Consider the following 26,622-nt stretch of genomic DNA (forward strand, 5'->3'; position numbering starts at 1 on the left):
CGCGGGATATCGCCTCACCCCCCGGGGAGCAGCCGGGCCCCGTAGCCGGGCAGCTTGCTCCACCAGTGGTCGTAACGGCGGTAGACCGCCGGTTCGCGGTCGGCGAGGAAGACCGTCAGCGACCGGGCCTCGGCGGCGATCTCCTCCCAGACCTCGTCCGGCAGGTCGTGGAAGGCGGTCACCTCGACGCCTCCCCCGGTCGTGCGCCACACCCCTGCGACATACCCGTCGACCAGCAGGGTCGGCAGCACATCGCCGTTTCTGCGGATGACGAGCCCTCGGTACTGCGGGGGGATGACACGGCTGCGGTCGGAGTAGGCCAGCAGCGTGCTGTCCCACATCGCCATCAGCCGCGGCGGTGCGGGCGCGTCCCCGTCCGGACGCGGTGCGCCCGGCGTGTCGAACAGCTCCTCGCCGTCCGGTCCTTCCAGCCGCTCGATGTCACCGTCAGCGGCGAGCGCGCCCCATGCCGCCCTGGCCCGGGTCCGCTGGACCAGCGCGAACTGCGCCACGTCCGCCACCGACGCGGGCCCGAACCCCTGGAGGTAGCGCAGGACCAGCGTCCGCAGGGACGCGGCCGACATGTCGGGGTTGTTCTGCTCCGGGCGGGCCGCAGGCGCGATGTAGGACGGACGGATGCCGAACGACCACGGCGGTGTGGTGGGCGCGTGCAGCAGAGGCGCGTACTGCCGCAGCCCCCACCACGCTCCGGGCTTCGGCGGCCCGCTCAGCCGTTGCGTGAGCCACGCCTCGAATTCCGCGGCCTTTCGGGGCCGGTCGGCGAACGCCAGCAGTTCCGGGACCAGTACGTCGGCGTCCTCGGCGGTCAGCCCTGATGCCATGAAGCGGTCGCCCAGCCTGGCGGCACGCACCGACGGCTGCACGGCCTGGCGGAAGTCCCGGAAATCGTCGGCGTGCACGGCGTGCAGCGTGATCCGCATCAGGGTCGACTTCACGACCGTACGGTCGTCGAAGGCGGCATCGAGCTCTGCCGGGTCGAAGCCCACCAGCCGGTTCCACAGCGCGAGATAGGGCGAGGCCGCCTGTTGCGCCTGAAGCGCCACCACGCGCCGTATTCCCTCGGTGGCGCCGAGCGCTTCCCGCCGCAGCAGCAACTGCCGCGCGAGTGTGGAGCGGTTGAGCTCGCGCGCCGTGATTCGCATGTCGTTGCCGCCTCGTTCCCCCGCGGTCGTGACCGCCTCGTTCCCTCGCGTGGGCCACGACCATGACCACGCTCGCGGCTTTCCCGACTGTGCACCCTAAAGGGTGTCCTGGCGGGACGGCCATGGCCCCGGATGAGCGGGGCCATGGCGGTTCCACGGGACGGCACCCGTCTCAGGCCGGCCGGACCAGTTGCCCGTCGGCCAGCTCCAGCAGTCCGTCCCGGTGGTGTTCCCGGAGCGCACGGTCATGGGTGACCATCACGACCGGTCCGGTGAAGTGTTCCACCGCCTCCTGGAGCTGCTCGACCAGGGCCGGACTCAGGTGGTTGCCGGGTTCGTCGAGCAGGAGCAGATGCGGGCGCCGCGCGAACAGCAGCGCGAGTTCGAGGCGCCGCAGTTGCCCCGCGGACAGCCGGTTCACCGGAACGTCGAAGTCGGCGGCCCCGAACAGTCCGAACCTGGTCAGTTCGGCCGCGGCGTCGTCGGCACAGGCCGCGCGATGCGCGGCGAAGGTGTCCAGCAGGCCGCGCCGCTCCCGGGCGAAATGGCTGTCCTGCGGCAGGTAGCCGATGCGCAGCCCCGGTCGGCGCACGACCATTCCGGCGTCGGGGGCCCTGTGCCCGGCCAGGACGGACAGGAGCGTGGACTTACCGGCGCCGTTCGGTCCGGTGATGACGTGCAGCGAACCGGGTGAGAGTTCCAGGTCCACGCCACGTACCACGTCGCCGACGACCAGTCCCTCGGCCCTGATCAGCACGCCGTCGGGCAGCTCCGCGTTCTCCGGCGGCGTGAAGGCCAGTGGCTCCGGTGGCCGGAGGACTTCGTCGTCCAGCAGCCGCCCCAGTTGTTGCCGGGCCGCGCGGGCCGCACGGGCGACGGCGGCCTCGGCAGCGCTCCCGGCGGCGTTGTAGGCCAGCTTGTCGCCGTCCCGGATCCCGCTGAAGGTGCGGCCGGACCGGGCGGCCCTGTCGAGCCGGCGACGGGCGTCGGCCAGCTCCTGGCGCCAGTCGCGGTACCGCTGCCACCAGCGCGCCTGCGCCGCGGCACGTTCGTCGAGGTAGGCGCGGTACCCGCCGCCGTACCGCACGGTGGAGCCGACGGGGCCGTCCAGATCGACGATGGCGGTGACGGCGGTGTCGAGAAGCACCCGGTCGTGCGACGCGATGAGGCACGGCCCCCGGTACTGGGCCAGCCACTGGACGAGCCAGTCCACCGCACGGTCGTCGAGGTGGTTGGTCGGCTCGTCGAGCAGCAGCCCGGCGGGTTCGGTGAGGACCAGGGCGGCGAGCGCCAGGCGGGACCGCTCCCCGCCCGACAGCGTCTGTGTGCGCCGCTGCCGGTCCGTACCGCCGAGGCCGAAGACGTCCAGCACCTCACCGACGCGGGCGTCGAGTTCCCAGCCGCCACGTCGTTCGAACTCGTCCTGGAGCCGGCCGTACTCGGCGAGCACCTCGCCCGCGTCGTCGTTGCCGGATGCCATCAGCTCCTCGGCGGCGCGCATCCGTTCGGACAGTTCCCCGAACTCGGCGGTCGCCCGCGCGAGCACATCCTGGATGGTCGCGCCGGCCGGAAATCCCGGCTCCTGCGGCAGGAACCCCACCTGGCCCGCGACCGCGCGCACGACCTGACCGCGCCGCAGCGGCAGTTCACCCGCGAGGGCGCGCAACAGCGTCGACTTGCCCCGGCCGTTCTCACCGATCAGCCCCACCCGCTCGCCCCGGGACACCTTCAGCGAGACGTCGCGCAGCACCAGCCGGTCCCCGAGCACACAGCGCACGTTCTCGGCGAGGAGGTGCGCGGAGCGATGGTCGCCGGACAGCACGTGCTGCGCACCACTGTGGTCCACCTGCGTCTCGGACATCCTCAGGGGGCTCCTGTCCGTCTGCGGGGGCGGGGGCCCACTGTCCCCGCCCCTGTGCGGCCGGCTCACCACGGGCTCAGCCCGCCTCCGGCGCTTCGAGCATGCCCCGGACCTCTTCGGCGGTGGTCTCGCTCAGCTCCTCCCCGACGAGCAGCCAGCGGGTGATGCCGACCGATTCGAGGAAGGGCAGATCGTGGCCCGCGATCAGGAGCGCACCTTCGTAGGATTCGAGCGCGCTCGTCAGCTGCCGCACGCTGGCCATGTCGAGGTTGTTGGTCGGTTCGTCCATCATGACCAGTTGGGGTGCCGGTGCGGCGAGCATCGTCGCCGCGAGTGCGGCTCGGAAGCGTTCCCCGCCCGAGAGGGTGCCCGCCTGCTGTTCGGCCCGCGCCCCCTTGAACAGGAACCGTGCGAGCTGGGAGCGGATGTGGTTGTCGCCGACCCCTGGTGCCATGCGCGCCACGTTCGCCACGACGCTCAGCCCCTCGTCCAGCACATCCAGACGCTGCGGAAGGAACCTCCACGGCACGAACGTCCTGGCCTCGCCCTCCAGGGGCGCGAGCTCTCCGGTGAGGGTACGCAGCAGCGTGGTCTTCCCGGCTCCGTTGCGCCCGACCAGCGCGATGCGTTCGGGCCCGTGCACATGGAGTTCGCCGTCGCGCAGCTTGCCGAACTGTGGGCGCAGCTGGTGCAGGGTCAGCACGGTGCGGCCGGTGGGCACGGCCGTACGGGGAAGGCTCACCCTGATCTCGGCATCGTTGTGGATCGCGTCCGCGGCCTCCTCGCGCCGCTCGCGCGCCTCACTGAGCCGGTCCTCGTGCACGCCTCGGAGCTTGCCCGCCGATTCCTGCGCGGCGCGCTTCCGCGCACCGGCGAGGATCTTCGGCAGCCGCCGCTCGGCTTCCACCTTCCTGCCGTGCCGCTCACGACGGGCCACTTTGATGTGGGACTCCTCCAGCTCGCGCTTCTGTCGCCGTACGTCGGCATCGGCGGCCCGCAGCATGCGTTCGGCCGCTTCCTGCTGGGTGGCCAGTGCCTCTCGGTAGGCGGACCAGCCACCCCCGTACCAGCTCACCGATCCGTTTCGCAGCTCGGCGATACGGTCCACGCGTTCCAGCAGTTCACGGTCGTGGCTGACCACGACCAGTACACCGGAGCGCCAGGAGTCGACCGCCTCGTAGAGCCGACGGCGGGCGAACAGGTCGAGGTTGTTGGTCGGCTCGTCGAGCAGGAGGACGTCGGGGCGCTCCAGCAGCAGCGCGGCCAGGCGCAGCAGAACGGTCTCCCCGCCGGACATCTCGCCCACGGTGCGGTCCAGTTCGACGTCGTCGAGCCCCAGTGAGTCCAGGGTCGCCCGAGCCCGCTCCTCGACGTCCCAGTCGTCGCCGATCGTCGCGAAGTGCTTCTCGTCGACGTCCCCGGCCTCGATGGCGCTCAGCGCGGCCCGCCGCTCGGCGATGCCCAGGGCCTGATCGACACTGAGTGTCGTGTCGAGGGTGATGTTCTGCGGCAGGTAGGCGAGGCTGCCGCCGGCCGTCACCGATCCCCGGGAGGGGAGCAGCCGTCCGGCCAGCAGGCGCAGCAGAGTGGATTTGCCTGTGCCGTTGGTGCCGACCAGGCCGGTTCGTCCCCGGCCGATGGTGAGGGAAAGCCCGTCGAAGAGGGGGGTGCCGTCCGGCCAGTTGAAGGACAGGCCCGAGCAGGTCACAGAGGTACTGGGCAGGGTGGGGTTGGCCATGAAGGTCCTCGCAGTCGCAAGCGCGGTGAACAGGGGGGCTTCATATGCGAGCACCACACGGCGACCGGACCGGGAAAAACGAAGGGGGTGCGGCCCTCCGAAGAGTGAAGGACGGCTTCATGCACCGAGGTCGCAACTACGCGAGGTCACGGGCGGCAGGAATGCCGGAACAGCGTGACAGGTGTACGGGCTGTGCCGTACCGCGTGATGATCGCGAACCTCAGATGCGCAACGTCCACCTCTATCGGAGACAATGGGACCTAAACACTATACCTCAGTTGCTCATGGCAGGGCCTTTTTCCCGTGGGATCCCGGGCAGTTCGGTGGCGGGGCCGCAGGCGGGCGGGCCGGGATCGGCCGGGGCCCGCCGGACAGCGAACGTGGCCAGTACGCAGGCGATTCCCGTCAGGACGAAGGCGTAGACCGGGGTGGCCCCCGTGGGATGGGTCTCGTAGACGAGCGACGCCGACAGCACGGTCAGCACCTTGCCGGTGCGGCCGTGTGCCTGCGTGGCGGCGATCACGGCCATGCCCCACAGCAGGTACCAGGGCTGCACCATGGGCGAAAGGGCGACCAGGGCCAGCAGTGCCAGGCCCAGGGCACGCACCGGGGCCATGCGGCCGTTCGCCGCCCGCCATGCCAGGAGGGCGATCAGTACGAGCGCCGCCCCCAGGCCCAGGGTCTGAACGGCGCTCTTGACCGGTTCGGGATCGGTACCGAGAAGCAGGCGCAGCGATTCGCCGAGCAGCAGCCCCAGGTCGCTGGTGGCCGACAGCGCCGTGTGTATGGAGCCCGCGACACTCTGGGTCCCGAGCCAGCCGAAGCCCGTGCCCCCGACCAGCGTCGCTCCCGCGGCAACGGTCCCCGCGACGAGGCCGGGCCCCAGCAGCCCTTTGGCCGCCCTGCGTACGAGAGGGCCGGTCGATGCCCTGTACATGATCACGCCGATGAACAGCAGTGCGACCGCCGCCGGGGACTTCACCATCATGGCGAGCCCGATGAGCACGCTCCCCGCGATCCACCTGCCACGGGTGGCGAGCACGATGCCCGCCAGCATGAGGCCGATCATCAGGCCGTCGTTGTGGATTCCGCCGACGACATGCATGAGCAGCAGCGGGTTGAGTGCGGCGAGCCACAGGGCAGCGCTCTCGCTCCTGCCGTGCTCGCGCGCGAGGTGCCGCACAGCCCACACGATCAGGACCAGCGCGGCCAGGGCGATGAGCCGCATCCCCAGCACGGCGGGAACGATCGTCCCGCCCGTGAGCTGGACCACCGCTCGCGCGAGGACCAGGAAGAAGGGGCCGTACGGAGCGGGTGTGTCCGTCCAGTGGCCGCCGACGCTCGCGGCGGCGTCGCCGCCGAGCCCACCGGGGTCGAGAACCGACGGTCCCACGCTGTAGACGTCATGTCCTTCGATGACCATCGCGCCCTGGGAGATGTAGCTGTACACATCAGCGCTGTAGAGCGGCGGTGCCAGTACGAGCGGGGCCGCCCACCACACGAGGGTGATGAGCGTGGCGCGGACTGACGCCCCGGTCCTGCCGTACCCCCACCAGGCGATGACGAGAAGCGTCAGCCCGATGTACGCGAGAACGGCGGCTGCCACGGTCACCCCGGACCCGTGGGGGACCCAGAGTCCCCATGGGTCGCGGGCCGGCAGACTTCCGGCGGCCCAGCCACCCACGGCGGCCGCGGCGGAGCCGGCCACTCCGAGCCGACGGTACCCTTCAGCGCTCAATGCCCACATGAGGCGCCAACCTACCGAACGGGCGGGCGAGCAATCACCAAACCCCGACTCAGAGGGGAGATGACACGCTTGGTGAGCACTCCGCTAAAACCTGTTGGCCGGGTGCGGGCGGGGATGCCAGGCTGATCGGCATCGAAGGGGCGTAGCTCAGAGGCCAGAGCGCCGGTCTCCAAAACCGGATGCCGCAGGTTCGACTCCTGCCGCCCTTGCCCATGGTGCCGGCCGCGCCGTCACGGCCGGCTCGCGCTCCCGCTCCGCGAGAAGACCGAGTGCGGCCGGGAGGCGGACCGGAGCGCCGGGAAGGGAGAGCCGGCCGAGAGGGCCGGGGCGCGGCCGGACCACCGCCCGTATTCCGATCCTCACGCCGGACCGGCGCGAGCGCATCCGGAGCAGCGGGGCATCACCCGTCGGTGCGACGGGCGTACGGAACGCGAGCCCCGCCTACCGCACATCGCCCCGCCAGTCCCACCGGTCCGGATCGCTCGGACGGGGCCCGTACTCCGCGCGCCCGCCCGGCCCGTAGGCCCCGATCTCCGTGATGAGTCCCGCGCCCTCGCGCAGCGCGGCGGCGCTCCAGCCCGTGACGTCCAGGAGCAGCCCGTCCAGCGGGCCGCCCACCAGCTCGCGGTATTCGTGGCCGGTCTTCGGACCGGGGTGGGGGTCGTCGTGGTCCGTGCCGTAGACCCGGCGCTGCCTCATGAGCTCGTCCATGCGGGCAGCATCCCACCGGGCACTGACAACGGCACGGTGCGTCGGGCCATCCGGCACCCGGGCCCCGGCCGGAGTCGCCGCACACCGGCAGCCGAAATATGATGCAGGGACTAACGCACCGCGGAGCGGCCCATGAACCGGCGTCGGACTTCCCGTTCAGCAAGCGCCGAGGACCTGCTCAATACGCTGCAGAGTCTCACTGCCCGGGCACGGCAGGAAGTGGAACTGCACCAGGCCCGGGTGGAGCTGGCGCAGGCCCTTCAGCGCGAGATGCTGCCGTCCTCCCTGCCGACGCTTCCCGGACTTGAGTCGGCGGCGGGTTACGCCCCCGCTCGTCATGGGCTGGACATCGGCGGCGACTGGTACGACGGGTTCCCGCTCCCCGACGGGGCTCTCGCTTTCGCCATCGGCGATGTACAGGGTCACGATGTCGAGGCGGCGGCCTTCATGGGGCAGATACGCATAGCCATGCGCGCGATCGCGGCCACGACGTCCGATCCGGGTGAGGTCATGGGCCGAACCAACGATCTGCTGCTGTCCGTTGACTCCGGCCTCTTCGCCACGTGTACGTTCCTCCGGCTCGATCCGCTCACCTGGGAGCTGCACAGCGCGCGGGCCGGCCATGTGGCCTGCGTATGGGCGAGTGTGGACGGGGCGTCCGGCATCACCGAGGACCCCGGGGGGCTGCCTCTCGGCATCCAGGCCGGGGAGGCGTATCCCGTAACCCGGCGCACGCTCGACACGGCCGGGGCCCTCGTACTGCTCACGGACGGCGTCGTCGAGGGGCCGTCGCTGCTGATCGAGGACGGTCTGGACAGGGTGCGGCGCCTCGTCGGCGCCCATGCCGGGGCGAGCGCCGAGGAACTGGCCGACGAGGTGCTGGGTGCGGCGGAGTCCACGGGCCATGAGGACGACGCGGCGGTGCTCGTCCTGCGCCACGAGGCCACCGCACGCCGGACGCGGTGATTGCGGGACTGCGGGACTGCGGGACTGCGGGACTGCGCCGAGCGTGTCACAGCCGCCTCCCGACGAGGTCGGTGTCTGATGATCCGTGTGATCCTCAGCGAGGAAGCCAGACGTCGGGCCGTGGCAGTCGCTCAGATACTGGGCGTCGCCGCCGTCTACTACGGGTCGGGACGGCTCGGACTGCTCAGGGAAGTGGTGGTGCACGGTTCCGTCGTGACCCCGCTCTGGCCACCCACGGGGGTCGCTCTGGGCGCGCTGCTCGTTCTGGGGGCCAGGATCTGGCCGGGCATCGCGCTCGGCGCGCTCCTGACGATCACCGCGACCAGCGGCTCCTTCGCATGGTCCGGACTCGGCATCGTGGCAGGCAACACGGCGGCCCCGCTGTGCGCGTACCTCATGCTCCGCAGGGTGGGGTTCCGGAGCGAACTGGCACGTCTGCGGGACGGCATCGCACTGGTCCTTCTCGGCGCGTTCGCGGGAATGCTCATCAGCGCGACGGTGGGCAGCGGAGTGCTGATGCTCACCGGCAAACTTCCCACCAGCAGCTTCTGGCTGGTCTGGTCGTCCTGGTGGGCGGGCGATGCCATGGGAGTACTCGTGGTCACCCCGCTCCTGCTGGTCCTGCGCAAGGCAAGGCTCCCGCGGAGGAGCGACCGGTGGCTGGAAGCGTCGGTTCTGATGGTCGTCACGCCGGCGGCCGGCCTGCTGGCGACGAGAAGCTCACTGTCCATGATCTATTTGGTCTTCCCGGTCCTCATCTGGGCGGCGCTCCGCTTCCAATTGCCCGGTAGCGCACCCTGCGCGCTCCTGATGTCCGTGCTCGCGGTCGTCGCCGGAACCGACCGGGTGGGGCCGTTCGCGGATCACAGCCTCGTGGAGATCATGGTCAATCTGTCGCTCTTCAACGGCTGTGTGGCGCTCACCGCCCTGCTGCTGGCCGCGATCGTGGCCGAGCAGTCGAACATTCGCCGGAGGACGGAGCGAGCCGTGGAGGAGTTGCAGGCGTTGGTGGAGCAGTTCGCGCCGTTGCCGAGACCACCGGCACGGCGCACCACCGACGAAGACCCGCCCCACGGTCGGAACGACGGGCCGTCCTCCCGCTCCTGACGGCCTGGCCCCGGCCTGCCGCCGCCAGGTGAAGCGGAAGGCCCCTGAAGTCCCGGCCGTGCGCCGGGCCGGGCCACAGGCCGTCGGCTTCACCGTACGTATCGCGGGGTGCGCACTCAGTACGGCAGCGGACGCCCTGAGGGGGTGCGCAGGTCGAGCGGGGGCGGCCCGGAGGGGGGCGGCGGACGACGGACGATCCTGATGCGGCCCACTGCCACCACCTCCTATTGGTCAACCGGTATCTGCCCACGCAGCCGGTCTTCAACCTTCCGGCCCCGCTGCGGCGCCAAGGCCGGACGTACGGGTGCGAGCGGTGCGGATGCGGCCCGGCCGATGTGCGGCGACCCTGGATGGGTGGGGGCGCCGAGGCGAGGAGGATCAGCCATGTCCGCGCTGGACAAGCTCAAGAGGATGCTCAAGGGGCACGAGGCCCAGGCAGGCAAGGCCGTCGACAAGGGCGGCGACATGGTCGACGAGAGGACGAAGGGCAAGTACAGCCGGCACGTCGACACCGCCCAGGACAAGCTCAAGCAGCAGCTCGGAACGGACCGTGACCAGGACGGGCCGCCCCGCACCTGACGGCACCGCCCCCGGCCGCACTCCCCGCGTCGGCCGCTGTTCACGTGTAGCCGCGCGTCGCGTCAGCACGCCGCACCGTCCCACGGCGTTCCGCCGTGGAGGTTCGGCGTGCTGCGTACGCGATCGGCATCGGCATCGGCATCGGCATCGGCCGATTTCGCCGGGTTCGCAGCCGCTGTCGCGGCAAAGAACGTGGGGTCGTCCGGCGGTTTCTTGTTATTGTCCCGGCCGCACCGCATCTCCCGGGTGTGGGAAGTGACAGAACAGGACCCCGGAAGAGTGAGCACAGCATGGGCGAGGACTACGGAACGGCGCTGATCAGCGCGGCGCGGAGCGGCGATCAGCGGGCCAAGGACCGACTCGTCGCGTCGTGTCTGCCGTTGCTGTACAACATCGTCGGCCGTGCGCTGGACGGTCACGCGGACGTCGACGATGTCGTACAGGAGAGCGTGCTCCGCATGCTGCGTGGCCTTCCCGGTCTGCGTGACCCGGAGAGTTTCCGCTCCTGGCTGGTGGCGATAGCCATGAACGAGATACGTGGGCACTGGCGGGACCGCTCAACCGGGGCCCTGCCCTCCGACCGCCTGGACGACGCCCACGACCGGGCCGACCCGGGCGCCGACTTCGTCGACCTCACCATCCTGCGCCTCGGGCTGACCGGACAGCGACGCCAGGTGGCCGAGGCGACACGGTGGCTGGACGAGGACGACCGGGCCCTGCTGTCGCTGTGGTGGCTGGAGACCGCCGGGCAGCTGTCCCGCGCGGAGGTCGCCGCCGCACTCGAACTCTCCCCGCAGCACACCGCGGTCCGGGTCCAGCGGATGAAGGCCCAGCTGGAGGCGTCCAGGGTCGTGGTGAGCGCGCTGGCTTCGGACCCGCGCTGCGTGCTGCTGGAGGACATCGTCGGCGAGTGGGACGGGGTGCCCTCGGCCCTCTGGCGCAAGCGTCTGGCCCGACATGCCCGTGGCTGCACCGTCTGTTCGGGACACGGTTCGGGGCTCGTGCCCGCAGAGGGCCTGCTCGTGGGCCTGGCGCTGGTGCCACCGGCAGCTTCTGTGACAGGTGTCGCTCCGGAGATGGTTCCCACGGCCGTCGCGCACACGACCGCCCATCCCACGGACACCTCACATCCCACGAACATCTCGCATTCCACCGCCGCCTCGCATGCCGGGGCCGCGGTTCATCCGTCCCGGCCCGGACGGGCGGAGCGCAGGCGCGGCCAGGTCCGGCGCCGCCGCCGCAATGGCGTGGTGGCGGCCGTGGTCGCCGTCGCGGCCCTGGGCACCGGCGGCGGCGCCGTACATCTCTACGCCGGCGACGACGACCACCGGGACCGCAACGACGACTCCGTGACGGCCGTCGCACCTGCCGACGATGCCCGTTCCCCGGCACCCGCCCCGACCCCGTCGCACCCGTCGTCCTCGGCACCGCCCTCGCCCACCGCTTCGCCGTCCCGAACTCCCTCTCGCAGTGCCGAGCCCACCGCGAGCAAGAGCGCCCGGCCCGAGCCGAGTTCGGCGGCTCCCGCGCCGAAACCCGTTCCGCCGGCCCCACCTTCCGTATCGGAGCAGGTCACCTCACTCGTCAACACCGAACGTGCGAAGGAGGGCTGTGCTCCTGTGCGCGGCAACGGCCTGATGTCCACGGCCGCGCAGAGGCATTCCGCCGACATGGCGACCCGGGACTACTTCTCGCACACGTCCCCCGACGGCACCGATCCGGGTGATCGGCTCACCGCGGCCGGCTACCGCTGGAGCACGTACGGAGAGAACATCGCCAAGGGCCAGCGCACCCCGGCCGATGTGATGAGTTCCTGGATGAACAGTCCGGGGCACCGGGCCAACATTCTCAACTGTTCGTTCAAGGAGATCGGCGTCGGGATGCGGAACACCGGGAGCGGGCCGGTGTGGACCCAGAACTTCGGCGCTGCCGGATGAGCGGTCAGCTTGATCGCCCTGCCCTTTCTCAGGACCGGCAGCGCAGCTGTCGGTCCTCGACGGCGCACTCGGGGGCACCGCAGTTCGTGGGAGATGTCGTGGTGTGACTGAGCATCCGGCGTCGGGCCGTCGGCCGATGGCTCTCTAGGATGTGGCCATGATCGCCGAACTGCAGTGTGTGGTGCTGGACTGCCCGGATCCGAGGGAACTCGCGGAGTTCTACGCGGGGGTGCTCGGCGGCACCGTCGACCGGCCGGATGGACGGTGGTCGCTCGACGAGGGGTGGTCGACGCTGCACACGGCGGCCGGGCCCGTGCTCGCGTTCCAACGGGTCGTGGACCACCGGCCGCCGCGGTGGCCGGATCCCGCGCGGCCCCAGCAGTTCCATCTGGATTTCGCCGTCACGGATCTGGACCTGGCCCATGAACGGGTGCTGTCGCTGGGGGCGACCGTGCTCGACGGCGGTCCGGAGAAGCGCGGCTGGCGGATCTACGCCGATCCTGCGGGCCATCCGTTCTGCCTGGTACGTCACTGACCGGATGCGAAAGAGAGAAGAACGATGAACGCCCCGCAGGTGCGGCACGCCCGCCCGGCCGACCTTCCGGTGGTCGTCGCCCTGGTGGCCGAGCACGCGGCGTACGAGAGGGCCGCCCCGCCGGCCGCCGCTCTGGGCCACCGGCTGGCCCTGCTCCTCTTCGAGACGCCGTCGCCCCGGCTGCGGTGCCTGGTGGCGGAATCGCCCGACGGCGAGGTCGTCGGCTACGCCACCTGCGTACCGGAGATCTCCACCTGGGACGGCGCCGAGTACCTCCACATGGACTGCCTCTTTCTGCGCGACAGCACCCGGGGGCAGGGCCTGGGCGCTCTGCTGATGGACGCCGTGGTCGCCGAGGCGCGCGGGCTCGGCCTCACGGAGGTCCAGTGGCAGACGCCCTCGTGGAACGAGGGCGCGATCCGCTTCTACGCGCGGCGGCCCGGCGTCCGTTGCCAGGACAAGGTCCGCTACACCCTGCCGGTCGGTCCTCAGATCACCGGGTGAGCAGGGTGAGCGCGGTGCAGGCGCCGATCACCGCGCTCACGGCCAGGCCGGAAGCGGCCACGCAGCGCGCCCTGAGCTGCTCGTAGCGCTCGGTGTATTCACCGCGCAGCTCGGCGGCCCGGCCGCTGACACGCGTCAGGGATTCCCGGCAGAGCGTCATCCGGTCCATGAGGTAGACGCGCTCCACGTCCTCGCGCTGCGCCGTGGTGAGCCAGGGCAGTTGGCCGGTGAAGCGGCGGGCTTCCCGGCGGGCCTCCTCGACCTCGGCGTTCCACAGCAGATAGCCCTCCATCTGGGCCAGTCCCCGGGCGCTGTCCTTGTCGCGTTCCACCAGTGCTCCTCTCGTCGGGCTGTCCCGGTCCGGGCGGCCGCCCCCTCATGCCTGCTTGTCCCCCGGCGCCACGGCCACGGAGGCGGCGGGGCTGTTGGCGGCATCGTCGAGCGCGCGGACCGTGGGGTGGTGCAGGTCGAACGCCGGGGATTCGGAACGGATCCGCGGCAGGGTGACGAAGTTGTGCCGCGGGGGCGGGCAGGACGTGGCCCACTCCAGCGAACGGCCGTACCCCCACGGGTCGTCGACCTCGACCTTCTTGCCGTATTTGGCCGTCTTCCAGACGTTGTAGAAGAACGGCAGCATCGACAGGCCGAGCAGGAACGAGGAGATCGTCGAGATCGTGTTCAGCGCGGTGAAGCCGTCGGCCGCGAGATAGTCCGCGTATCGACGCGGCATTCCCTCGGCACCGAGCCAGTGCTGCACCAGGAACGTGCCGTGGAAGCCCACGAACAGCGTCCAGAAGGTCACCTTCCCGAGCCGCTCGTCCAGAATCTTGCCCGTGAACTTCGGCCACCAGAAGTGGAATCCGGCGAACATCGCGAAGACCACGGTGCCGAATACCACGTAGTGGAAGTGCGCGACGACGAAGTACGAGTCGGAGACGTGGAAGTCCATCGGGGGCGAGGCCAGGATGACGCCGGTCAGACCACCGAAGAGGAAGGTGACGAGAAATCCGATGGACCAGAGCATCGGTGTCTCGAAGGACAACGAACCCTTCCACATCGTGCCGATCCAGTTGAAGAACTTCACACCGGTCGGTACCGCGATCAGGAAGGTCATGAAGGAGAAGAACGGCAGCAGCACACCACCGGTGACGTACATGTGGTGGGCCCACACGGTCGCCGAAAGTCCCGCGATGGCGATCGTCGCGGAGATCAGGCCGATATAGCCGAAGATCGGTTTACGACTGAACACCGGAATGATCTCGCTGACGATGCCGAAGAACGGCAGGGCGATGATGTACACCTCCGGGTGACCGAAGAACCAGAAGAGGTGCTGCCAGAGCAACGCGCCGCCGTTGGCCGCGTCGAAGACATGCGCGCCGAATTTGCGGTCCGCCTCCAGCGCCAGCAGCGCGGCGGCGAGGACGGGGAAGGCCAGCAGGACCAGAACACCGGTCAGCAGGACGTTCCAGACGAAGATCGGCATGCGGAACATCGTCATGCCGGGTGCGCGCATGCAGATGATCGTGGTGATGAAGTTGACCGAACCGAGGATCGTGCCGAATCCGGAGAACGCCAGACCCATGATCCACATGTCGCCGCCGATGCCCGGCGAGCGGACCGCGTCGGTGAGCGGGGAGTAGGCGAACCAGCCGAAGTCGGCGGCACCCTGCGGGGTGAGGAAGCCGGCCACCGCGATGATCGAGCCGAAGAGGTACAGCCAGTACGCGAACATGTTCAGCCGCGGGAACGCCACATCGGGCGCACCGATCTGGATCGGCATGATCCAGTTCGTGAATCCGGCGAACAGCGGTGTCGCGAACATCAGCAGCATGACCGTGCCGTGCATCGTGAACGCCTGGTTGAACTGTTCATTGGAGAGAATCTGTGTGCCGGGACGGGCCAGCTCGGCGCGCATGAAGAGCGCCATCAGTCCGCCGACGCAGAAGAAGGCGAACGACGTGACCAGGTAGAGCGTGCCGATCGTCTTGTGGTCGGTGGTGGTCAGCCACGTGATGACGACATTCCCCGGTTCCTTGCGCCGCACCGGCAATTCGTCCTGGTAGGCGACATCGGCTTCCACCGGTTGTGAGGTGTCCCTCGTCGTCACTGCGACGCTCCTTCGGTCGACGGCCGGTTGCGGACTCGGCGACCAGAATGGACCCGTTGCGATCGGTGCGGTGGGACATCTCTCCCAGCACTGCGCGAGCGCGCACGAAGGACACTCAAATGGCCCACAGGACATGACGCACGCAGGCCGTCCGGAGCGCCGGGCGTCCGGTACGGCCGTCGAGCGTTCTACGGGAGCGCGGTTCGGGCGCTCGTCAGCGCAGATCGAAGACGAGGCGCCCGGAGACCTTGCCGCTCAGGACCTCCTCGATCGAGCTGTTGATGTCGCCGAGGCCGCGGGTCTCCCGGACGCCCCTGGTGCGGCCGAGGCGGTGCAGTTGGAACACCTCGGCAAGGTCCTCGCGGGTGCCGACGATCGAGCCGACGACCTTGGTGCCGTTCAGCACCGTGTCGAAGACGGGGAGTTCGAGCTTCCCCTCGGCAGGGAGTGCCACCAGCACGAGGGTTCCCCCTCGGCGCAGCGCACCGTAGGCCGCGCCGAACGAGTCGTTGCTCACGGCCAGGGAGATCGCCGCGTCCGCGCCGCCGAGTCTGCGGGTCTCCTCGGCCACGTCCTGCACACGTGCGTCGATGACATGGTCGGCGCCCAGTTCCTCGGCGAGCGCCAGCTTCTCGTCCGTGACGTCGACCGCGATGGTCTCGGCGCCGAAGATCCGCGCGTACTGGAGGGCCAGGTGTCCCGGTCCACCGATCCCGGAGATCAGGGCACGGGTGCCGGGGCGGGCACCGGACAGCTTCACCGCCTTGTAGGTGGTGACACCGGCACAGGTCAGCGGTGCGGCGTCGAGCGGATCGATGCCCTCGTGGCCGGGCGCGAACGGTGGGCTCGGCTTGACGGCCAGTCCCCGCGGGCGGCGTGGATGTCGGTGTGGCAGAGCCCTGAAGTCTCCATCCGCACCAGTACCTGGTGGCCTGCCGGAGTGGGTACCGGCCGGTCCTCCACGGTCAGCGGTTCGGTGAAGCTGCGGACTACGGCGGCTCTCATGGGGACATCCCTCCGCTTCACCCGGGCGCGGGACACGCGTCGAGGACGCGGGCACGCCGGGACATGGTGAACAGAAGCCTCAGGACAGACTATTTCGCTCGGCCAGTGTTCGCTTCCCGAGAGGTGTCCGCCCGGCCCCCATGCCCTCGGCGCACACACGTGAGGAGCATCCCGGCGGCGCACCCGCGGGACGACGCGTCCCGGCTACCCGGCCGCCCAGTCACGCATCTCCTTGGCCGAGGCGAAATCGGCCACGTCCTTGTCCAATGGTTGGTCGGTGTACTGATGGATGCGCCACGATGCCTCGATACGCGGTTTGCCGCGGGTGACGAAGTCGGCGATCCACAACCCGTCACCCGCGTACGAGGTCGTGTCGTACTGCAGCCAGAACGAGCGGTTGCAGTACAGCAGGACGCGGTGGTGGGGCCTCAGGCGTTTCACCTCACGGATGAAGCTGTCCTTCTCCGCATTGCTCGCGCGGGTGCCGTCGCCGGTCTCCTCCCAGTCGACGGCGAGCAGCTCACCGGCCTTCTCGGGCGCCTTGCTCAGGAAGTACTCGGCCTGCTCCGGCACGTTCCCCGGCCACAGGAAGTGGTAGAAGCCGACGACGCATTCGGCGTCCCTCGCACGCTTGACCTGGTCACCCAGGGCCGGATTGACGTACGAGCGGCCCTCTGTGGCCTTGATGAACACGAAATCGAGACCGTCCGTTTCGAAGGACGACTGATACGCGCTGACATCGACGCCGTGCAGCATGGATACCGCCTCCAAGTGGGGCTTCGAGGTTCCGGTTGTTGCCCTGGTATGTGCCCGCCGATGTCCCGCCCCATCCGCACCGGCAAGGGGGAACCGATCAGCCACCGTAGGGACTTCTGTTCGGATCAAGCCGAGCCCGGCCCACATCGAAGGCACACGGAATAGTGCTCGCCGGTGCGCAGTTGGTGATGCGACGAGACCACTTTCTCCTCACGCAGTCAGCATCGGAAGGTCGGACCCATGAAGATCGGCATCATCGGAGCGGGCAACATCGGCGGCAACCTGACCCGGCGGCTCACCGCTCTCGGGCATGAGGTGTCCGTGGCCAATTCGCGTGGCCCGCAGACACTGGCGGCGCTCGCCGAGGAAACCGGCGCCACCCCGGTCCACGCGTCCGAGGCGGCCAAGGGCGCCCAGGTCGTCGTGGTGACCGTCCCCCTCAAGGCCGTGCCCGACCTGCCCTCGGGGTTCCTCGACGGCGCGGCACCGGGCGCCGCGGTCATCGACACCGGCAACTACTACCCGCAGCAGCGTGACGGCAGGATCGCCGCCATCGAGGACGGACTGTCCGAGAGCCGGTGGACCGAGCAGCAGATCGGCCACCCGGTGATCAAGGCCTTCAACGGCACGTACGCCCAGGACATCCTGGACCGGGGCCGTCCGCAGGGCAGCCCCGGCCGCCAGGCGCTGCCGGTCGCCGGTGACGACGCGGCGGCCAAGCGGGCCGTGCGCGACCTCATCGACGAGCTGGGCTTCGACACGGTGGACGCGGGCGGGCTGGACGAGTCGTGGCGCCAGCAGCCCGGCACACCCGTCTACGGGAGCCAGGGCGATGTCGACACCATCGTGAAGGCGCTGGCCGAGGCTTCGCCGGAACGTACCGCGGAGTGGCGCGCCTGATTCCGCAGGACGCGAGCTGCCCGTGAGGAAGCCCCGCCGTGGTGCGCCGGCCCGGCCACGGCGGGGCCTCCAGGGCGTCCCGCCCCCGCCCGCGCACAGAATTGCGCCCTCCGCACAACCGAATGAAACTACTCGCGAGTAAGGTGTGCGGCCCGGGGCGTCGGCCCCACGGTCCGTCCGGCCCCCGGTGGTGGACCGGGACGGCCGTGGACAAGGAGTCGCCCCATGCCCCGCACCATGTCCGTGTCGGACAGCATCGTCGTCGACGCCGCTCCGGCGGACGTGTACGAACAACTCAGCGATCCCACCGCGATGGGACGCTGGAGCCCGGAGAACCAGGGAGCGACGGTACGCGGCGAACGGCGCGGCGCGTACGTCGGCATGGTCTTCGACGGTCGCAACAAGCGCGGCGCGGTGCGCTGGACGACCAGGTGCACGGTGACCGCCGCCGACCCCGGTGAGCGCTTCGCCTTCCATGTCCACGCGATAGGCGCCCGGCAGCCGCGGCTACCCGGAGCGATCGCCACCTGGGAGTACCGCTTCGAGGCGGTGGACGGGTCCACCCGGGTCACCGAGACCTGGACCGACGACCGGCGCGCATGGCCGGACTTCCTGGCCAACGGCTTCGACCGGATCGCGACGCGGGGGCACACGTTCGCGGAGTTCCAGCGCCGCAACATCCGTACCACTCTGGAGCGCCTGAAGTCGGCACTGGAAGCCGGTGAGACCTCCTGAGAGGTGCCCTCGCTCCTGGCGGGACACCGTGCCGGGCCCGGCACGCGGGTCAGCTCCAGTGCGCGGGGAGGGTCAGGGATGACGGAAGCCTGGTCGCCGCGTCGCCCTTGGCCGCGTTGAGCTGGGCCTGGGTCAGGAACAGGCTGCCGGTCAGGTCGGCGCCCGTGAGGTCGGCGTCGCGGAAGTCGGCGCCGATCAGGTCGGCGAGGCGGAGGTCGGCTCCGGAGAGATCGGCCGCGATGAGGTAGGCCCCGCGCAGGTCCGCACCCCGCAGATCGGCGCCCTTGAGCCGGGCTCCGATGAGGTCGGCGCCGCGGTGGTCGCGCTTCTTGCGGCGGGGCGCGCTCGCCCGTACGAGTGCGCTGGTCCGCAGCAGCAGGTCGGAGATCCCGCCCCGGTGCGCCGCCACGTCCAGTTCGGCCAGGGCTTCGGGCGAACCGTCGCTGTGACGTTCCGTCGCTTCGATGGCGCGCCGGATCTCGGGATGCAGTGACGCGGCGGCGGGAAGGGTGAGCGCCTCGGTGAGATACCAGAGCAGTTCCTGGAGTTGACGCACCACCGGGAACACCTGGAACATCTGCTGGGCGGTGTCCGGGGACGACCGCCAGTCCTGACCGGCGTACGTCTCCTGGGAGACCTTCTGCCCGGCGCCGAAGCAGTCGTACACCGTGCAGCCGGAGAAGCCCTCCGGGCGCAGTCGGGTGTGGATGCCGCAGCGGAAGTCGTCCTTGAGGTTGGGGCAGGGCCGCCCGGCGTCCTTGTTGATCGCGAAGTCCGCCGACACGGTCAGGGTCAGGGCGACACAGCACAGCCCGAAGCAGTTCGCGCAGTCCGCGCGCAGGGCGGCCCGCCCGGTGTCGGGTGCGGCGCTCGGATCGTTGTCGGTCACGGGGCGCGGTTCCTCTGTCTGGAGTGCAAGGGGCATCACACGGATCACGTGTCAGGGGCGCGGGAGGGGCAAGTTTATCCGGGCTTCACCCGGACGCGCCGCGCCCACGATCGGCGGACAGTGAGTCACCCCCCGTAACGTCCAGTTTCGCCCTGTTCCCCAGGCGAAAGAGCCTCTCTTCATCCATGAGTGCTTTCTGGCTGCCCCAGGTTCCACCGGCAGTCGCCGTCCGCTCGCGCGACGGCTGGTCATCTCCCTGCTTCTCCCGACGCTGACCGTCGTGGGCAGCGCCCTGATCGCCCCCGGCAGCGCGCTCGCCACTCCGGCGGCAGGCCCGGCGCTCGCCCGTGCGACCGGTCCGTCGTTCGCCTTCGCCCCGACGACGGTTCCGGACGCTCCGCGCATCAGCGGCGATCCCGTTGTCTGCGCGATCCGCGAGACCACACCGGAGGAGAAGGCGCAGGCCCGTCAGGTCCGAGTGCGCTACCACCAGTTGCTGGACGAGATGGAGTCGGCCGAGCAGCGGATGCGCGAGGAGAGCCGTTCGGACGAGGAGATCGCCCGGGTCCTGGTGACCATGCGCAATGAGGCCAAGGACATCGCGCGGGCCGAGATGTCCCCCGTGGCGGTCGCCGTGCTGGAGACCCGCAACCTTGCGAAGTACGGCAATCCGCTGGGTCCGACGGCTGATCAGCAGTACGCCAAGTACGGCAGTTGGGCCGAGGTCAGCGACGCGGCGACCCGCAGCAGCGCGGCGGTCGATCACGAGCTGGGGCTGGAGCCGCGTCACTGATGTCCCCGGCCGTGCTTCAGGACCACGACAGGTACGCCAGGCTCCGGGTCCTGGACCCGGAGAGCGGGCACCTCTCCCCCGGCCCCGCCGACGCCTTCGCGCGACCTGCCGGTGAGCGGCTTTGCCACGGCTTCGTTCACGTCCTGTCGCACGGCACCGCTGTCGGCGCCGCCCTGTACGCCGCGTCCTCGACGCTCTGGCTGCAGTACGGCGCCGAACGCTGGGAGCCGAGGGTGGCTTCCGTCCGGTCCGCCTCGCGGCCGGACGGAAGCCGCGTCCTTACCGTCACCGGCCGCGAGGGGGCGCCGTGGGAGACAGTTCCGCCCGCGCCGGTCCTGGGCCCCTTCGATCCGGCGTACGACTGGACCGACATGCTCGCGGACGACTTCCTCCTCTGGGTGACCGAGCAACTCTCCGACACCCGGCACCGGGGCGTGCTGCGCGAGCACTATCTGCGGGGCTTCACCCCGGTGTGACAAAGGCTGCGCCCCCTCCCCCCGCTCCGGGCACGTCGCGTTGTCAGTGGTGCGGCGCACACTGGACCGCAGTGCGGAACCGGCGAAGGGAGTGGGATGGGCGCCGAGGAGGAGACCGGGTTCGAACCCGCCACCGGGGACGGTCCGCCGCCCCTGGGGGTGAGCGACGGGGCCATGGACGCCGACCGGGCGGCAGCGGTGCGGGCCGCCTCGGTACGGACCGCCGTCGAGGGGCTGCTTCAGATCCGCCGACTGACCAACACCGGGCAGGCCGATCCGGAGGCGGTGCCCGCCGAGTGGGAGCTGCACCGGACGGTACGGGCCGTCGCACTGGCCCTGGAGGCTTCCGGGGCGACCCCGTCCGCCGTCGACGCGTCCGGGCGGCGCACAACGGCCGGGTACCGCGTGCTGGAAGGCGAATCCCCGGGCACGGCACGGGTGGAGTGGGCCGGCCCACCGGGGAGCGGAGCCGTTCATGAGGAAGAGGAGTCGCTGCCCCGGTGCGCCGACGCGTTGCGACGGCTGGGCTGGACGGCGCTGCTCTACCGGGGTCCGCGCCGGAGACGGTTCCTGGAGGTGGAGCCTCCCGCGGGGGCCATGCGCGCGAAGGGTGCGTGACGGGCGGCCTGCCCGCCGGGGCGGCTGCGGAGCGGCGTTGTCAGACCCATGGGGGATGCTTGCCGGTCCGACACCTCTGACCAGGAGATGCTGAGATGAACAAGGACGAACTGGCCGCCGCCCAGGCCTACATCCGGTTACTGGAGGCCACCCGGGCCGCGCTCTCGGACCCGGACGACGCACCGCTGTACCTGCCGCTGCTCACCTCTCCGATGGAGGAGGCGGACCGGGCCCTCAGCGGCGCGGGGCTGACGGGCAACGAGGACAGGCTGTTCGCTCTGGTACGGACGTTGCGACCCTGCCTGTCCGGCAGCGACCGCTGACCCGCGCGCCCGGCCGGCGGACCGGTGCGACGGTGGCGCTCCACAGCACCTGAGTGCCCCTCGCGGGGACCACGAGGTGTCGAAGAGCGCCTTGCTCCCGCCCCTGCGCGACTCCGTGGTGAATTGATTCAAAATCCTCCGAAACTTTGCTGACTGCTTGACTAGCAGCGAGAACGAAATCTAGCGTACGTTGCTGATGAAACGATTCATATCCGGGTCGCCAGCGATCGCCGGATGACTCCCGCTTACGAGGTGCTCATGTCTGATGTGTCGGCCGTCAAGGCAGCTCTCAAGTCTCAGGTGATCGAGACGCCGTCGTGGGGCTACGGCAATTCCGGGACCCGCTTCAAGGTGTTCGCCCAGCCGGGTGTGCCGCGCGACCCGTTCGAGAAGCTCCAGGACGCCGCCCAGGTGCACGCGTTCACCGGCGTCGCCCCGAAGGTCTCCCTGCACATCCCGTGGGACAAGGTCGAGGACTACACGGCGCTGACCGGCCACGCAGAGGACCTCGGACTGCGGATCGGTGCGATCAACTCCAACGTCTTCCAGGACGACGACTTCAAACTGGGCTCGGTCACCCACCCCGATCCCTCGGTCCGCCGCAAGGCCACCGACCATCTGCTCGCCTGTGTCGACGTGATGGACGCCACCGGCTCCCCCGACCTCAAGCTGTGGTTCTCCGACGGCACCAACTACCCCGGCCAGGACGACATCGCGGGCCGTCAGGACCGGCTGGCCGAGGCGCTGGCGGAGATCTACGACCGGCTAGGCGACGACCAGCGGATCCTGTTGGAGTACAAGCTGTTCGAGCCCGCGTTCTACACCACGGACGTGCCGGACTGGGGCACCGCCTACGCCCACTGTCTCCAGCTCGGCCCGAAGGCCCGGGTCGTCGTGGACACCGGCCACCACGCCCCCGGCACCAACATCGAGTTCATCGTCGCGTTCCTGCTGCGTGAGGGGAAGCTCGGCGCGTTCGACTTCAACTCCCGTTTCTACGCCGACGACGATCTGATGGCCGGGGCCGCGGACCCGTTCCAGCTGTTCCGGATCATGCACGAAGTGGTCAAGAACGGCGGTCTCAGGACCGAGACGAACGTCAACTTCATGCTCGACCAGTGCCACAACATCGAGGCCAAGATCCCTGCGGTCATCCGGTCGGTCACCAATGTCCAGGAAGCCACCGCCAAGGCGCTCCTGATCGACACCGAGGCCCTGGCCGCGGCTCAGCGTTCCGGTGATGTACTCGCGTCCAACGGTGTCCTCATGGACGCGTACAACACCGACGTACGGCCGCTGCTCGCCGAGGTGCGCGAGGAACTCGGCCTGGCCGGTGACCCGTTCGGCGCGTACCTCGCCTCGGGCAACCAGGAGCGGATCGCCGCCGCCCGGGTCGGTGGCGATCAGGCGGGCTGGGGAGCCTGAGCCGCTCCCCAGCCCCGACGTCCACGTAACCGACCGGCCCTCGTCCGGGCCGCCTCCCGAAGGAATCCACATGACGTCCGCGACGCATGCCGCAGTCGCCGCGCTCCTGGAGCGCGCCCATCGCATCGGCTCCGATCCCCGCAACACCAACTACGCGGGGGGCAACACCTCGGCCAAGACGACCGGGACCGATCCTGTCACCGGCGGCGAGGCCGAACTGCTCTGGGTCAAGGGCTCGGGCGGTGACCTCGGCACGCTCACCGAGGCCGGTCTCGCCGTACTCCGCCTGGACCGGGTCCGCGCGCTCAGGGACGTGTACCCGGGGGTGGAGCGCGAGGACGAGATGGTCTCGGCGTTCGACTACTGCCTGCACGGCAAGGGCGGTGCCGCTCCGTCCATCGACACCGCGATGCACGCCCTCGTCGAAGCCGCGCACGTGGACCATCTGCACCCGGACTCCGGTATCGCGCTGGCGTGCGCGGCCGACGGCGAGAAGCTGACGGCACAGTGCTTCGGCGACAAGGTGGCCTGGGTGGGCTGGCGGCGGCCCGGCTTCCAGCTCGGCCTGGACATCGCCGCCGTCAAGGAGGCCAATCCGCAGGCGGTCGGCGTGATCCTGGGCGGTCACGGCATCACCGCCTGGGGCGACACGTCGCAGGAGTGCGAGCGCAACGCGCTGTGGATGATCCGCACCGCCGAGACGTTCCTTCAGGAACACGGCAGGGACGAGCCGTTCGGGGCCGTGCTGCCGGGCCGGGAGGCCCTGGCCGAGGAACTGCGCCGGGAGCGGGCCGCCGCGCTCGCGCCGGTCGTCCGGGGTCTCGCCTCCACCGACCGTCCGCAGGTCGGCCACTACAGCGACGCCGAACCGGTACTGGACTTCCTGGCGCGTGCCGAGCATCCGCGGCTCGCCGCGCTGGGCACCTCCTGCCCGGACCACTTCCTGCGGACGAAGGTCAGGCCGCTCGTCCTGGACCTGCCGGCCGACGCACCGCTGGACGAGGCGATCGGCCGGCTGAGGGAACTGCACGCGGACTACCGCGAGGAGTACCGCGCCTACTACGAACGGCACGCCGTCCCCTGCTCCCCCGCCATGCGCGGTGCGGACCCGGCGATCGTGCTCGTGCCCGGAGTCGGCATGTTCTCGTTCGGCAAGGACAAGCAGACGGCCCGGGTCGCCGGAGAGTTCTACCTCAACGCCATCAACGTGATGCGTGGCGCCGAGGCCGTCTCCTCGTACGCGCCGATCGAGGAGCGGGAGAGGTTCCGCATCGAGTACTGGGAGCTGGAGGAGGCGAAACTGCGCCGGATGCCGAAGCCGAAGGCACTGGCGACCAGGGTCGCTCTGGTCACCGGTGCCGGATCGGGCATCGGCAAGGCCATCGCCCGGCGGCTGGCGGCGGAAGGCGCCTGTGTGGTGGTGGCGGATCTGAACGCCGAGAACGCCGCCGCGGTGGCCGAAGAGCTGGGCGGGACGGACAAAGCGGTTGCGGTGGGTGTCGACGTCACCCGCGAGGAGCAGATCGTCGACGCGTTCAAGGCCGCCGTACTCGCCTTCGGCGGTGTGGACCTCGTCGTGAACAACGCCGGGATCTCCATCTCGAAGCCGCTGCTGGAGACGACGGCGCGGGACTGGGACCTCCAGCACGACATCATGGCGCGCGGTTCGTTCCTGGTGTCGCGCGAAGCGGCCCGGGTGATGCGGGCACAGGGGCTGGGCGGCGACATCGTCTACATCGCCTCCAAGAACGCCGTGTTCGCGGGCCCGAACAACATCGCGTACTCCGCGACCAAGGCCGATCAGGCCCACCAGGTACGGCTGTTGGCCGCCGAGCTGGGTGAGCACGGCATCCGGGTCAACGGCGTCAACCCGGACGGGGTGGTGCGCGGCTCCGGCATCTTCGCCGCGGGCTGGGGCGCCCAGCGCGCCGCGACCTACGGCATCGAGGAGGAGAAGCTGGGCGAGTTCTACGCCCAGCGGACCCTGCTCAAGCGAGAGGTGCTCCCCGAGCACGTGGCCAATGCCGTCTTCGCGCTGACCGGTGGCGATCTCACCCATACCACCGGGCTCCACATTCCCGTCGACGCCGGTGTGGCGGCGGCCTTCCTGCGCTGACCACGTGCGGCGTCGCCCGGACATGGACCGGGCGGCACCACCCGGATCGGATGAGATCTTCATGCCTGTTGCTTCACGGAACGACCCGGTCTTCGCCGCTGTGGACCTCGGCGCCACCAGCGGCCGGGTGATCACCGGAAGGGTGGGGTCAGGCGCGCCGGTGCTGACCGAGGTGCACCGTTTCCCCAACACTCCGGTCCGGCTGCCGGACGGGCTGCGCTGGGACGTTCTCGCCCTGTATCAGGGGATGCTGGACGGTCTGCGCATGGCCGCGCGCAGCGGTCCGGTCGCCTCGATCGGCATCGACACCTGGGCGGTCGACTACGGCCTGCTGGACGCCGACGGGGCCTTGCTCGGGATGCCCTTCCACTACCGCGACAGCCGCAACGCGGGGGCCGCGGCCCGGGTGCTGGCGCGCTGCGGTGCGCGGGAGTTGTATGCGGTGAGCGGGTTGCAGCATCTGGCGTTCAACACGGTGTTCCAGCTGGCCGCCCACCGCTCGACGGCGCAGTGGCGGTCGGGGCGGACACTGCTGCTGATTCCTGATCTGCTGGTGCACTGGCTGACCGGCGCGGTCGGGGCGGAGATCACCAACGCGTCGACCACCGGGCTGCTGGACGCACGCGACGGGACCTGGTCCGATGCGTTGATCGACCGTCTCGGGCTGGATCGCGCACTGTTTCCGCCCCTGCGTGAGCCGGGTGACACGGCGGGAACGCTGCTTTCCCATGTCGCCGAGTTGACCGGTCTACCCACCGGTACGCCGGTGACGACGGTCGCCTCGCACGACACGGCCTCGGCGGTGGCCGCGGTTCCTGCGACGGAGCCGGGATTCGCGTACATCTCGTGCGGCACGTGGTCCCTGGCGGGGCTGGAGCTGACGGATCCGGTACTGACGGAGGAGTCGCGGGCGGCGAACTTCACCAATGAGCGGGGCGTCGACGGGACTGTCCGCTACCTCCGCAACATCATGGGCATGTGGCTTCTGGAGGAGTGCCGCCGTACCTGGGACCGGTCCGGTACGGCGACGAGCCTGGCCGGACTCCTCGCCCAGGCGGCGCGGGCGCGGCCGTTCGCCGCGGTGATGGATCCCGACGACCCCTCGTTCCTGGCACCGGGTGACATGCCGTCGCGGATCGATGCCTTCCTCGTACGGACCGGACAGGCTCCACCGGACAGCCGGGGCGGCTATGTGCGGTGCGTGCTGGAGAGCCTGGCGCTGGCCCATCGCCGGACGCTGCGACAGGCCGCCGAACTGGCGGGACGTGACATGACCCGGATCCATCTGGTCGGCGGCGGTTCGCGCAACGAGCTGCTCTGCCAGTGGACCGCGGACGCGACCGGCCTGCCCGTGACGGCGGGGCCCGCCGAGGCGACGGCTCTCGGCAATATTCTGCTGCAGGCACGTGCCCAGGGCCTGGTGGGCGATCTCCCCGACCTGCGGCGGCTGGCCGCCCGTACGCAGGAGTTGCGGCACTACAGCCCGCTCGGCGACCGGCGGGCCTGGGACCGGGCGGCGGCGCGACTGGAACAGGGCTGAGCAGCCGGAGCGGCGGCGGTCGGGACCCTGGGCGGGTGGAGTGAGGTCCCCGGGCGGGCGGCCTCAGGGGCCCGGGGCCGTGGGGCGGGGT

23 protein-coding genes, 1 tRNA gene and 2 pseudogenes are annotated in these 26,622 nt (G+C 70.3%); 16 read left to right on the top strand and 10 right to left on the bottom strand.

Features of this window, described 5'->3' with window-relative positions; genetic code table 11:
- Nucleotides 1–14: 14 nt before the first annotated feature.
- The 4 genes from A6A29_RS12335 to mptB all read right to left on the bottom strand — a co-directional run bounded on the left by A6A29_RS12335 (nt 15) and on the right by mptB (nt 6,509).
- A complete protein-coding gene (locus tag A6A29_RS12335) occupies nt 15–1,163 on the bottom strand; it encodes a winged helix DNA-binding domain-containing protein (RefSeq protein ID WP_073720082.1) in 1,149 nt (382 codons plus the stop codon).
- Between the two features lie 172 nt (nt 1,164–1,335).
- A complete protein-coding gene (locus tag A6A29_RS12340; protein WP_079182714.1) occupies nt 1,336–3,024 on the bottom strand; it encodes an ABC-F family ATP-binding cassette domain-containing protein in 1,689 nt (562 codons plus the stop codon).
- A 76-nt stretch (nt 3,025–3,100) separates the two neighbouring features.
- Nucleotides 3,101–4,762 (bottom strand): ABC-F family ATP-binding cassette domain-containing protein, encoded by a 1,662-nt coding sequence (locus A6A29_RS12345; protein WP_073720083.1) that lies wholly within the window; start codon nt 4,760–4,762, stop codon nt 3,101–3,103.
- A 274-nt stretch (nt 4,763–5,036) separates the two neighbouring features.
- A complete protein-coding gene (gene mptB, locus A6A29_RS12350; protein ID WP_073720084.1) occupies nt 5,037–6,509 on the bottom strand; it encodes a polyprenol phosphomannose-dependent alpha 1,6 mannosyltransferase MptB in 1,473 nt (490 codons plus the stop codon).
- Nucleotides 6,510–6,645: 136 nt separating this feature from the next.
- On the opposite strand from mptB, the gene A6A29_RS12355 reads away from it, so the two are divergent.
- Nucleotides 6,646–6,718: transfer RNA gene (locus A6A29_RS12355), tRNA-Trp, on the top strand.
- A gap of 232 nt (nt 6,719–6,950) precedes the next feature.
- Here the strand turns inward: A6A29_RS12355 and A6A29_RS12360 are convergent.
- Entirely contained in the window at nt 6,951–7,220 is a 270-nt protein-coding gene (locus A6A29_RS12360; RefSeq protein ID WP_073720085.1) for a hypothetical protein, read from the bottom strand.
- 132 nt (nt 7,221–7,352) lie between these two features.
- On the opposite strand from A6A29_RS12360, the gene A6A29_RS12365 reads away from it, so the two are divergent.
- The 6 genes from A6A29_RS12365 to A6A29_RS12390 all read left to right on the top strand — a co-directional run bounded on the left by A6A29_RS12365 (nt 7,353) and on the right by A6A29_RS12390 (nt 12,848).
- On the top strand, nt 7,353–8,186 hold the full coding sequence (locus tag A6A29_RS12365; RefSeq protein WP_073720086.1) for a PP2C family protein-serine/threonine phosphatase: 834 nt from the start codon (nt 7,353–7,355) through the stop codon (nt 8,184–8,186).
- 87 nt (nt 8,187–8,273) lie between these two features.
- Complete coding sequence (locus tag A6A29_RS12370) at nt 8,274–9,293, top strand: MASE1 domain-containing protein (RefSeq protein ID WP_198953056.1); 1,020 nt, start codon at nt 8,274–8,276, stop codon at nt 9,291–9,293.
- Between the two features lie 384 nt (nt 9,294–9,677).
- Nucleotides 9,678–9,872 carry an antitoxin gene (locus A6A29_RS12375; RefSeq protein ID WP_073720088.1) on the top strand — a complete coding sequence of 65 codons (195 nt, stop codon included), beginning with the start codon at nt 9,678–9,680 and terminating at the stop codon, nt 9,870–9,872.
- 290 nt (nt 9,873–10,162) lie between these two features.
- Nucleotides 10,163–11,809 (top strand): sigma-70 family RNA polymerase sigma factor, encoded by a 1,647-nt coding sequence (locus A6A29_RS12380; protein WP_073720089.1) that lies wholly within the window; start codon nt 10,163–10,165, stop codon nt 11,807–11,809.
- A gap of 157 nt (nt 11,810–11,966) precedes the next feature.
- Complete coding sequence (locus tag A6A29_RS12385; protein WP_073720090.1) at nt 11,967–12,344, top strand: VOC family protein; 378 nt, start codon at nt 11,967–11,969, stop codon at nt 12,342–12,344.
- A 24-nt stretch (nt 12,345–12,368) separates the two neighbouring features.
- A complete protein-coding gene (locus A6A29_RS12390; protein ID WP_073720091.1) occupies nt 12,369–12,848 on the top strand; it encodes a GNAT family N-acetyltransferase in 480 nt (159 codons plus the stop codon).
- Here A6A29_RS12390 and A6A29_RS12395 read toward each other — a convergent pair.
- The 4 genes and pseudogenes from A6A29_RS12395 to A6A29_RS12410 form a co-directional block, all read right to left on the bottom strand.
- Nucleotides 12,838–13,179, bottom strand: a complete 342-nt coding sequence (locus A6A29_RS12395) for a hypothetical protein (RefSeq protein ID WP_073720092.1) — start codon at nt 13,177–13,179, stop codon at nt 12,838–12,840. The genes A6A29_RS12390 and A6A29_RS12395 overlap by 11 nt on opposite strands.
- Before the next feature lie 45 nt (nt 13,180–13,224).
- A complete protein-coding gene (gene ctaD, locus A6A29_RS12400) occupies nt 13,225–14,955 on the bottom strand; it encodes an aa3-type cytochrome oxidase subunit I (RefSeq protein ID WP_073720093.1) in 1,731 nt (576 codons plus the stop codon).
- Between the two features lie 214 nt (nt 14,956–15,169).
- A pseudogene (locus A6A29_RS12405) lies at nt 15,170–15,960 on the bottom strand (zinc-binding dehydrogenase).
- 204 nt (nt 15,961–16,164) lie between these two features.
- Entirely contained in the window at nt 16,165–16,716 is a 552-nt protein-coding gene (locus tag A6A29_RS12410; protein ID WP_073720094.1) for a glycoside hydrolase family 25 protein, read from the bottom strand.
- A 225-nt stretch (nt 16,717–16,941) separates the two neighbouring features.
- Between A6A29_RS12410 and A6A29_RS12415 the strand changes: the two are divergent.
- Together A6A29_RS12415 and A6A29_RS12420 are read left to right on the top strand one after the other, a co-directional pair.
- Nucleotides 16,942–17,616, top strand: a pseudogene (locus A6A29_RS12415) (NADPH-dependent F420 reductase); the annotation flags it as partial.
- A gap of 225 nt (nt 17,617–17,841) precedes the next feature.
- The gene (locus A6A29_RS12420) at nt 17,842–18,351 is read left to right on the top strand and encodes an SRPBCC family protein (RefSeq protein ID WP_073720096.1); all 510 of its coding nucleotides are present in this window, start codon (nt 17,842–17,844) and stop codon (nt 18,349–18,351) included.
- 49 nt (nt 18,352–18,400) lie between these two features.
- Here A6A29_RS12420 and A6A29_RS12425 read toward each other — a convergent pair whose 3' ends face one another.
- Complete coding sequence (locus tag A6A29_RS12425) at nt 18,401–19,240, bottom strand: pentapeptide repeat-containing protein (protein ID WP_073720097.1); 840 nt, start codon at nt 19,238–19,240, stop codon at nt 18,401–18,403.
- Nucleotides 19,241–19,511: 271 nt separating this feature from the next.
- Between A6A29_RS12425 and A6A29_RS12430 the strand changes: the two genes are divergently transcribed.
- From A6A29_RS12430 to A6A29_RS12460, 7 genes are all read left to right on the top strand, one after another.
- Nucleotides 19,512–20,033 carry a hypothetical protein gene (locus A6A29_RS12430; RefSeq protein ID WP_385727341.1) on the top strand — a complete coding sequence of 174 codons (522 nt, stop codon included), beginning with the start codon at nt 19,512–19,514 and terminating at the stop codon, nt 20,031–20,033.
- Nucleotides 20,033–20,509: a hypothetical protein gene (locus A6A29_RS12435; RefSeq protein WP_073720099.1), complete on the top strand. Its 477-nt coding sequence runs from the start codon at nt 20,033–20,035 to the stop codon at nt 20,507–20,509. Before A6A29_RS12430 ends, A6A29_RS12435 begins: the two co-directional genes overlap by 1 nt.
- A gap of 96 nt (nt 20,510–20,605) precedes the next feature.
- Nucleotides 20,606–21,127, top strand: coding sequence for a hypothetical protein (locus tag A6A29_RS12440; RefSeq protein WP_073720100.1), 522 nt, complete (start codon nt 20,606–20,608; stop codon nt 21,125–21,127).
- A 95-nt stretch (nt 21,128–21,222) separates the two neighbouring features.
- Entirely contained in the window at nt 21,223–21,450 is a 228-nt protein-coding gene (locus A6A29_RS12445; RefSeq protein WP_073720101.1) for a hypothetical protein, read from the top strand.
- Nucleotides 21,451–21,708: 258 nt separating this feature from the next.
- Nucleotides 21,709–22,875, top strand: coding sequence for an L-rhamnose isomerase (rhaI, locus tag A6A29_RS12450; RefSeq protein ID WP_073720154.1), 1,167 nt, complete (start codon nt 21,709–21,711; stop codon nt 22,873–22,875).
- A gap of 70 nt (nt 22,876–22,945) precedes the next feature.
- Nucleotides 22,946–24,991 (top strand): bifunctional rhamnulose-1-phosphate aldolase/short-chain dehydrogenase, encoded by a 2,046-nt coding sequence (locus A6A29_RS12455; protein WP_073720102.1) that lies wholly within the window; start codon nt 22,946–22,948, stop codon nt 24,989–24,991.
- A 61-nt stretch (nt 24,992–25,052) separates the two neighbouring features.
- On the top strand, nt 25,053–26,531 hold the full coding sequence (locus A6A29_RS12460) for a rhamnulokinase (protein ID WP_073720155.1): 1,479 nt from the start codon (nt 25,053–25,055) through the stop codon (nt 26,529–26,531).
- Nucleotides 26,532–26,622 lie beyond the last annotated feature (91 nt).

Source organism: Streptomyces sp. TSRI0281, from assembly GCF_001905125.1.
Classification (GTDB): domain Bacteria; phylum Actinomycetota; class Actinomycetes; order Streptomycetales; family Streptomycetaceae; genus Streptomyces.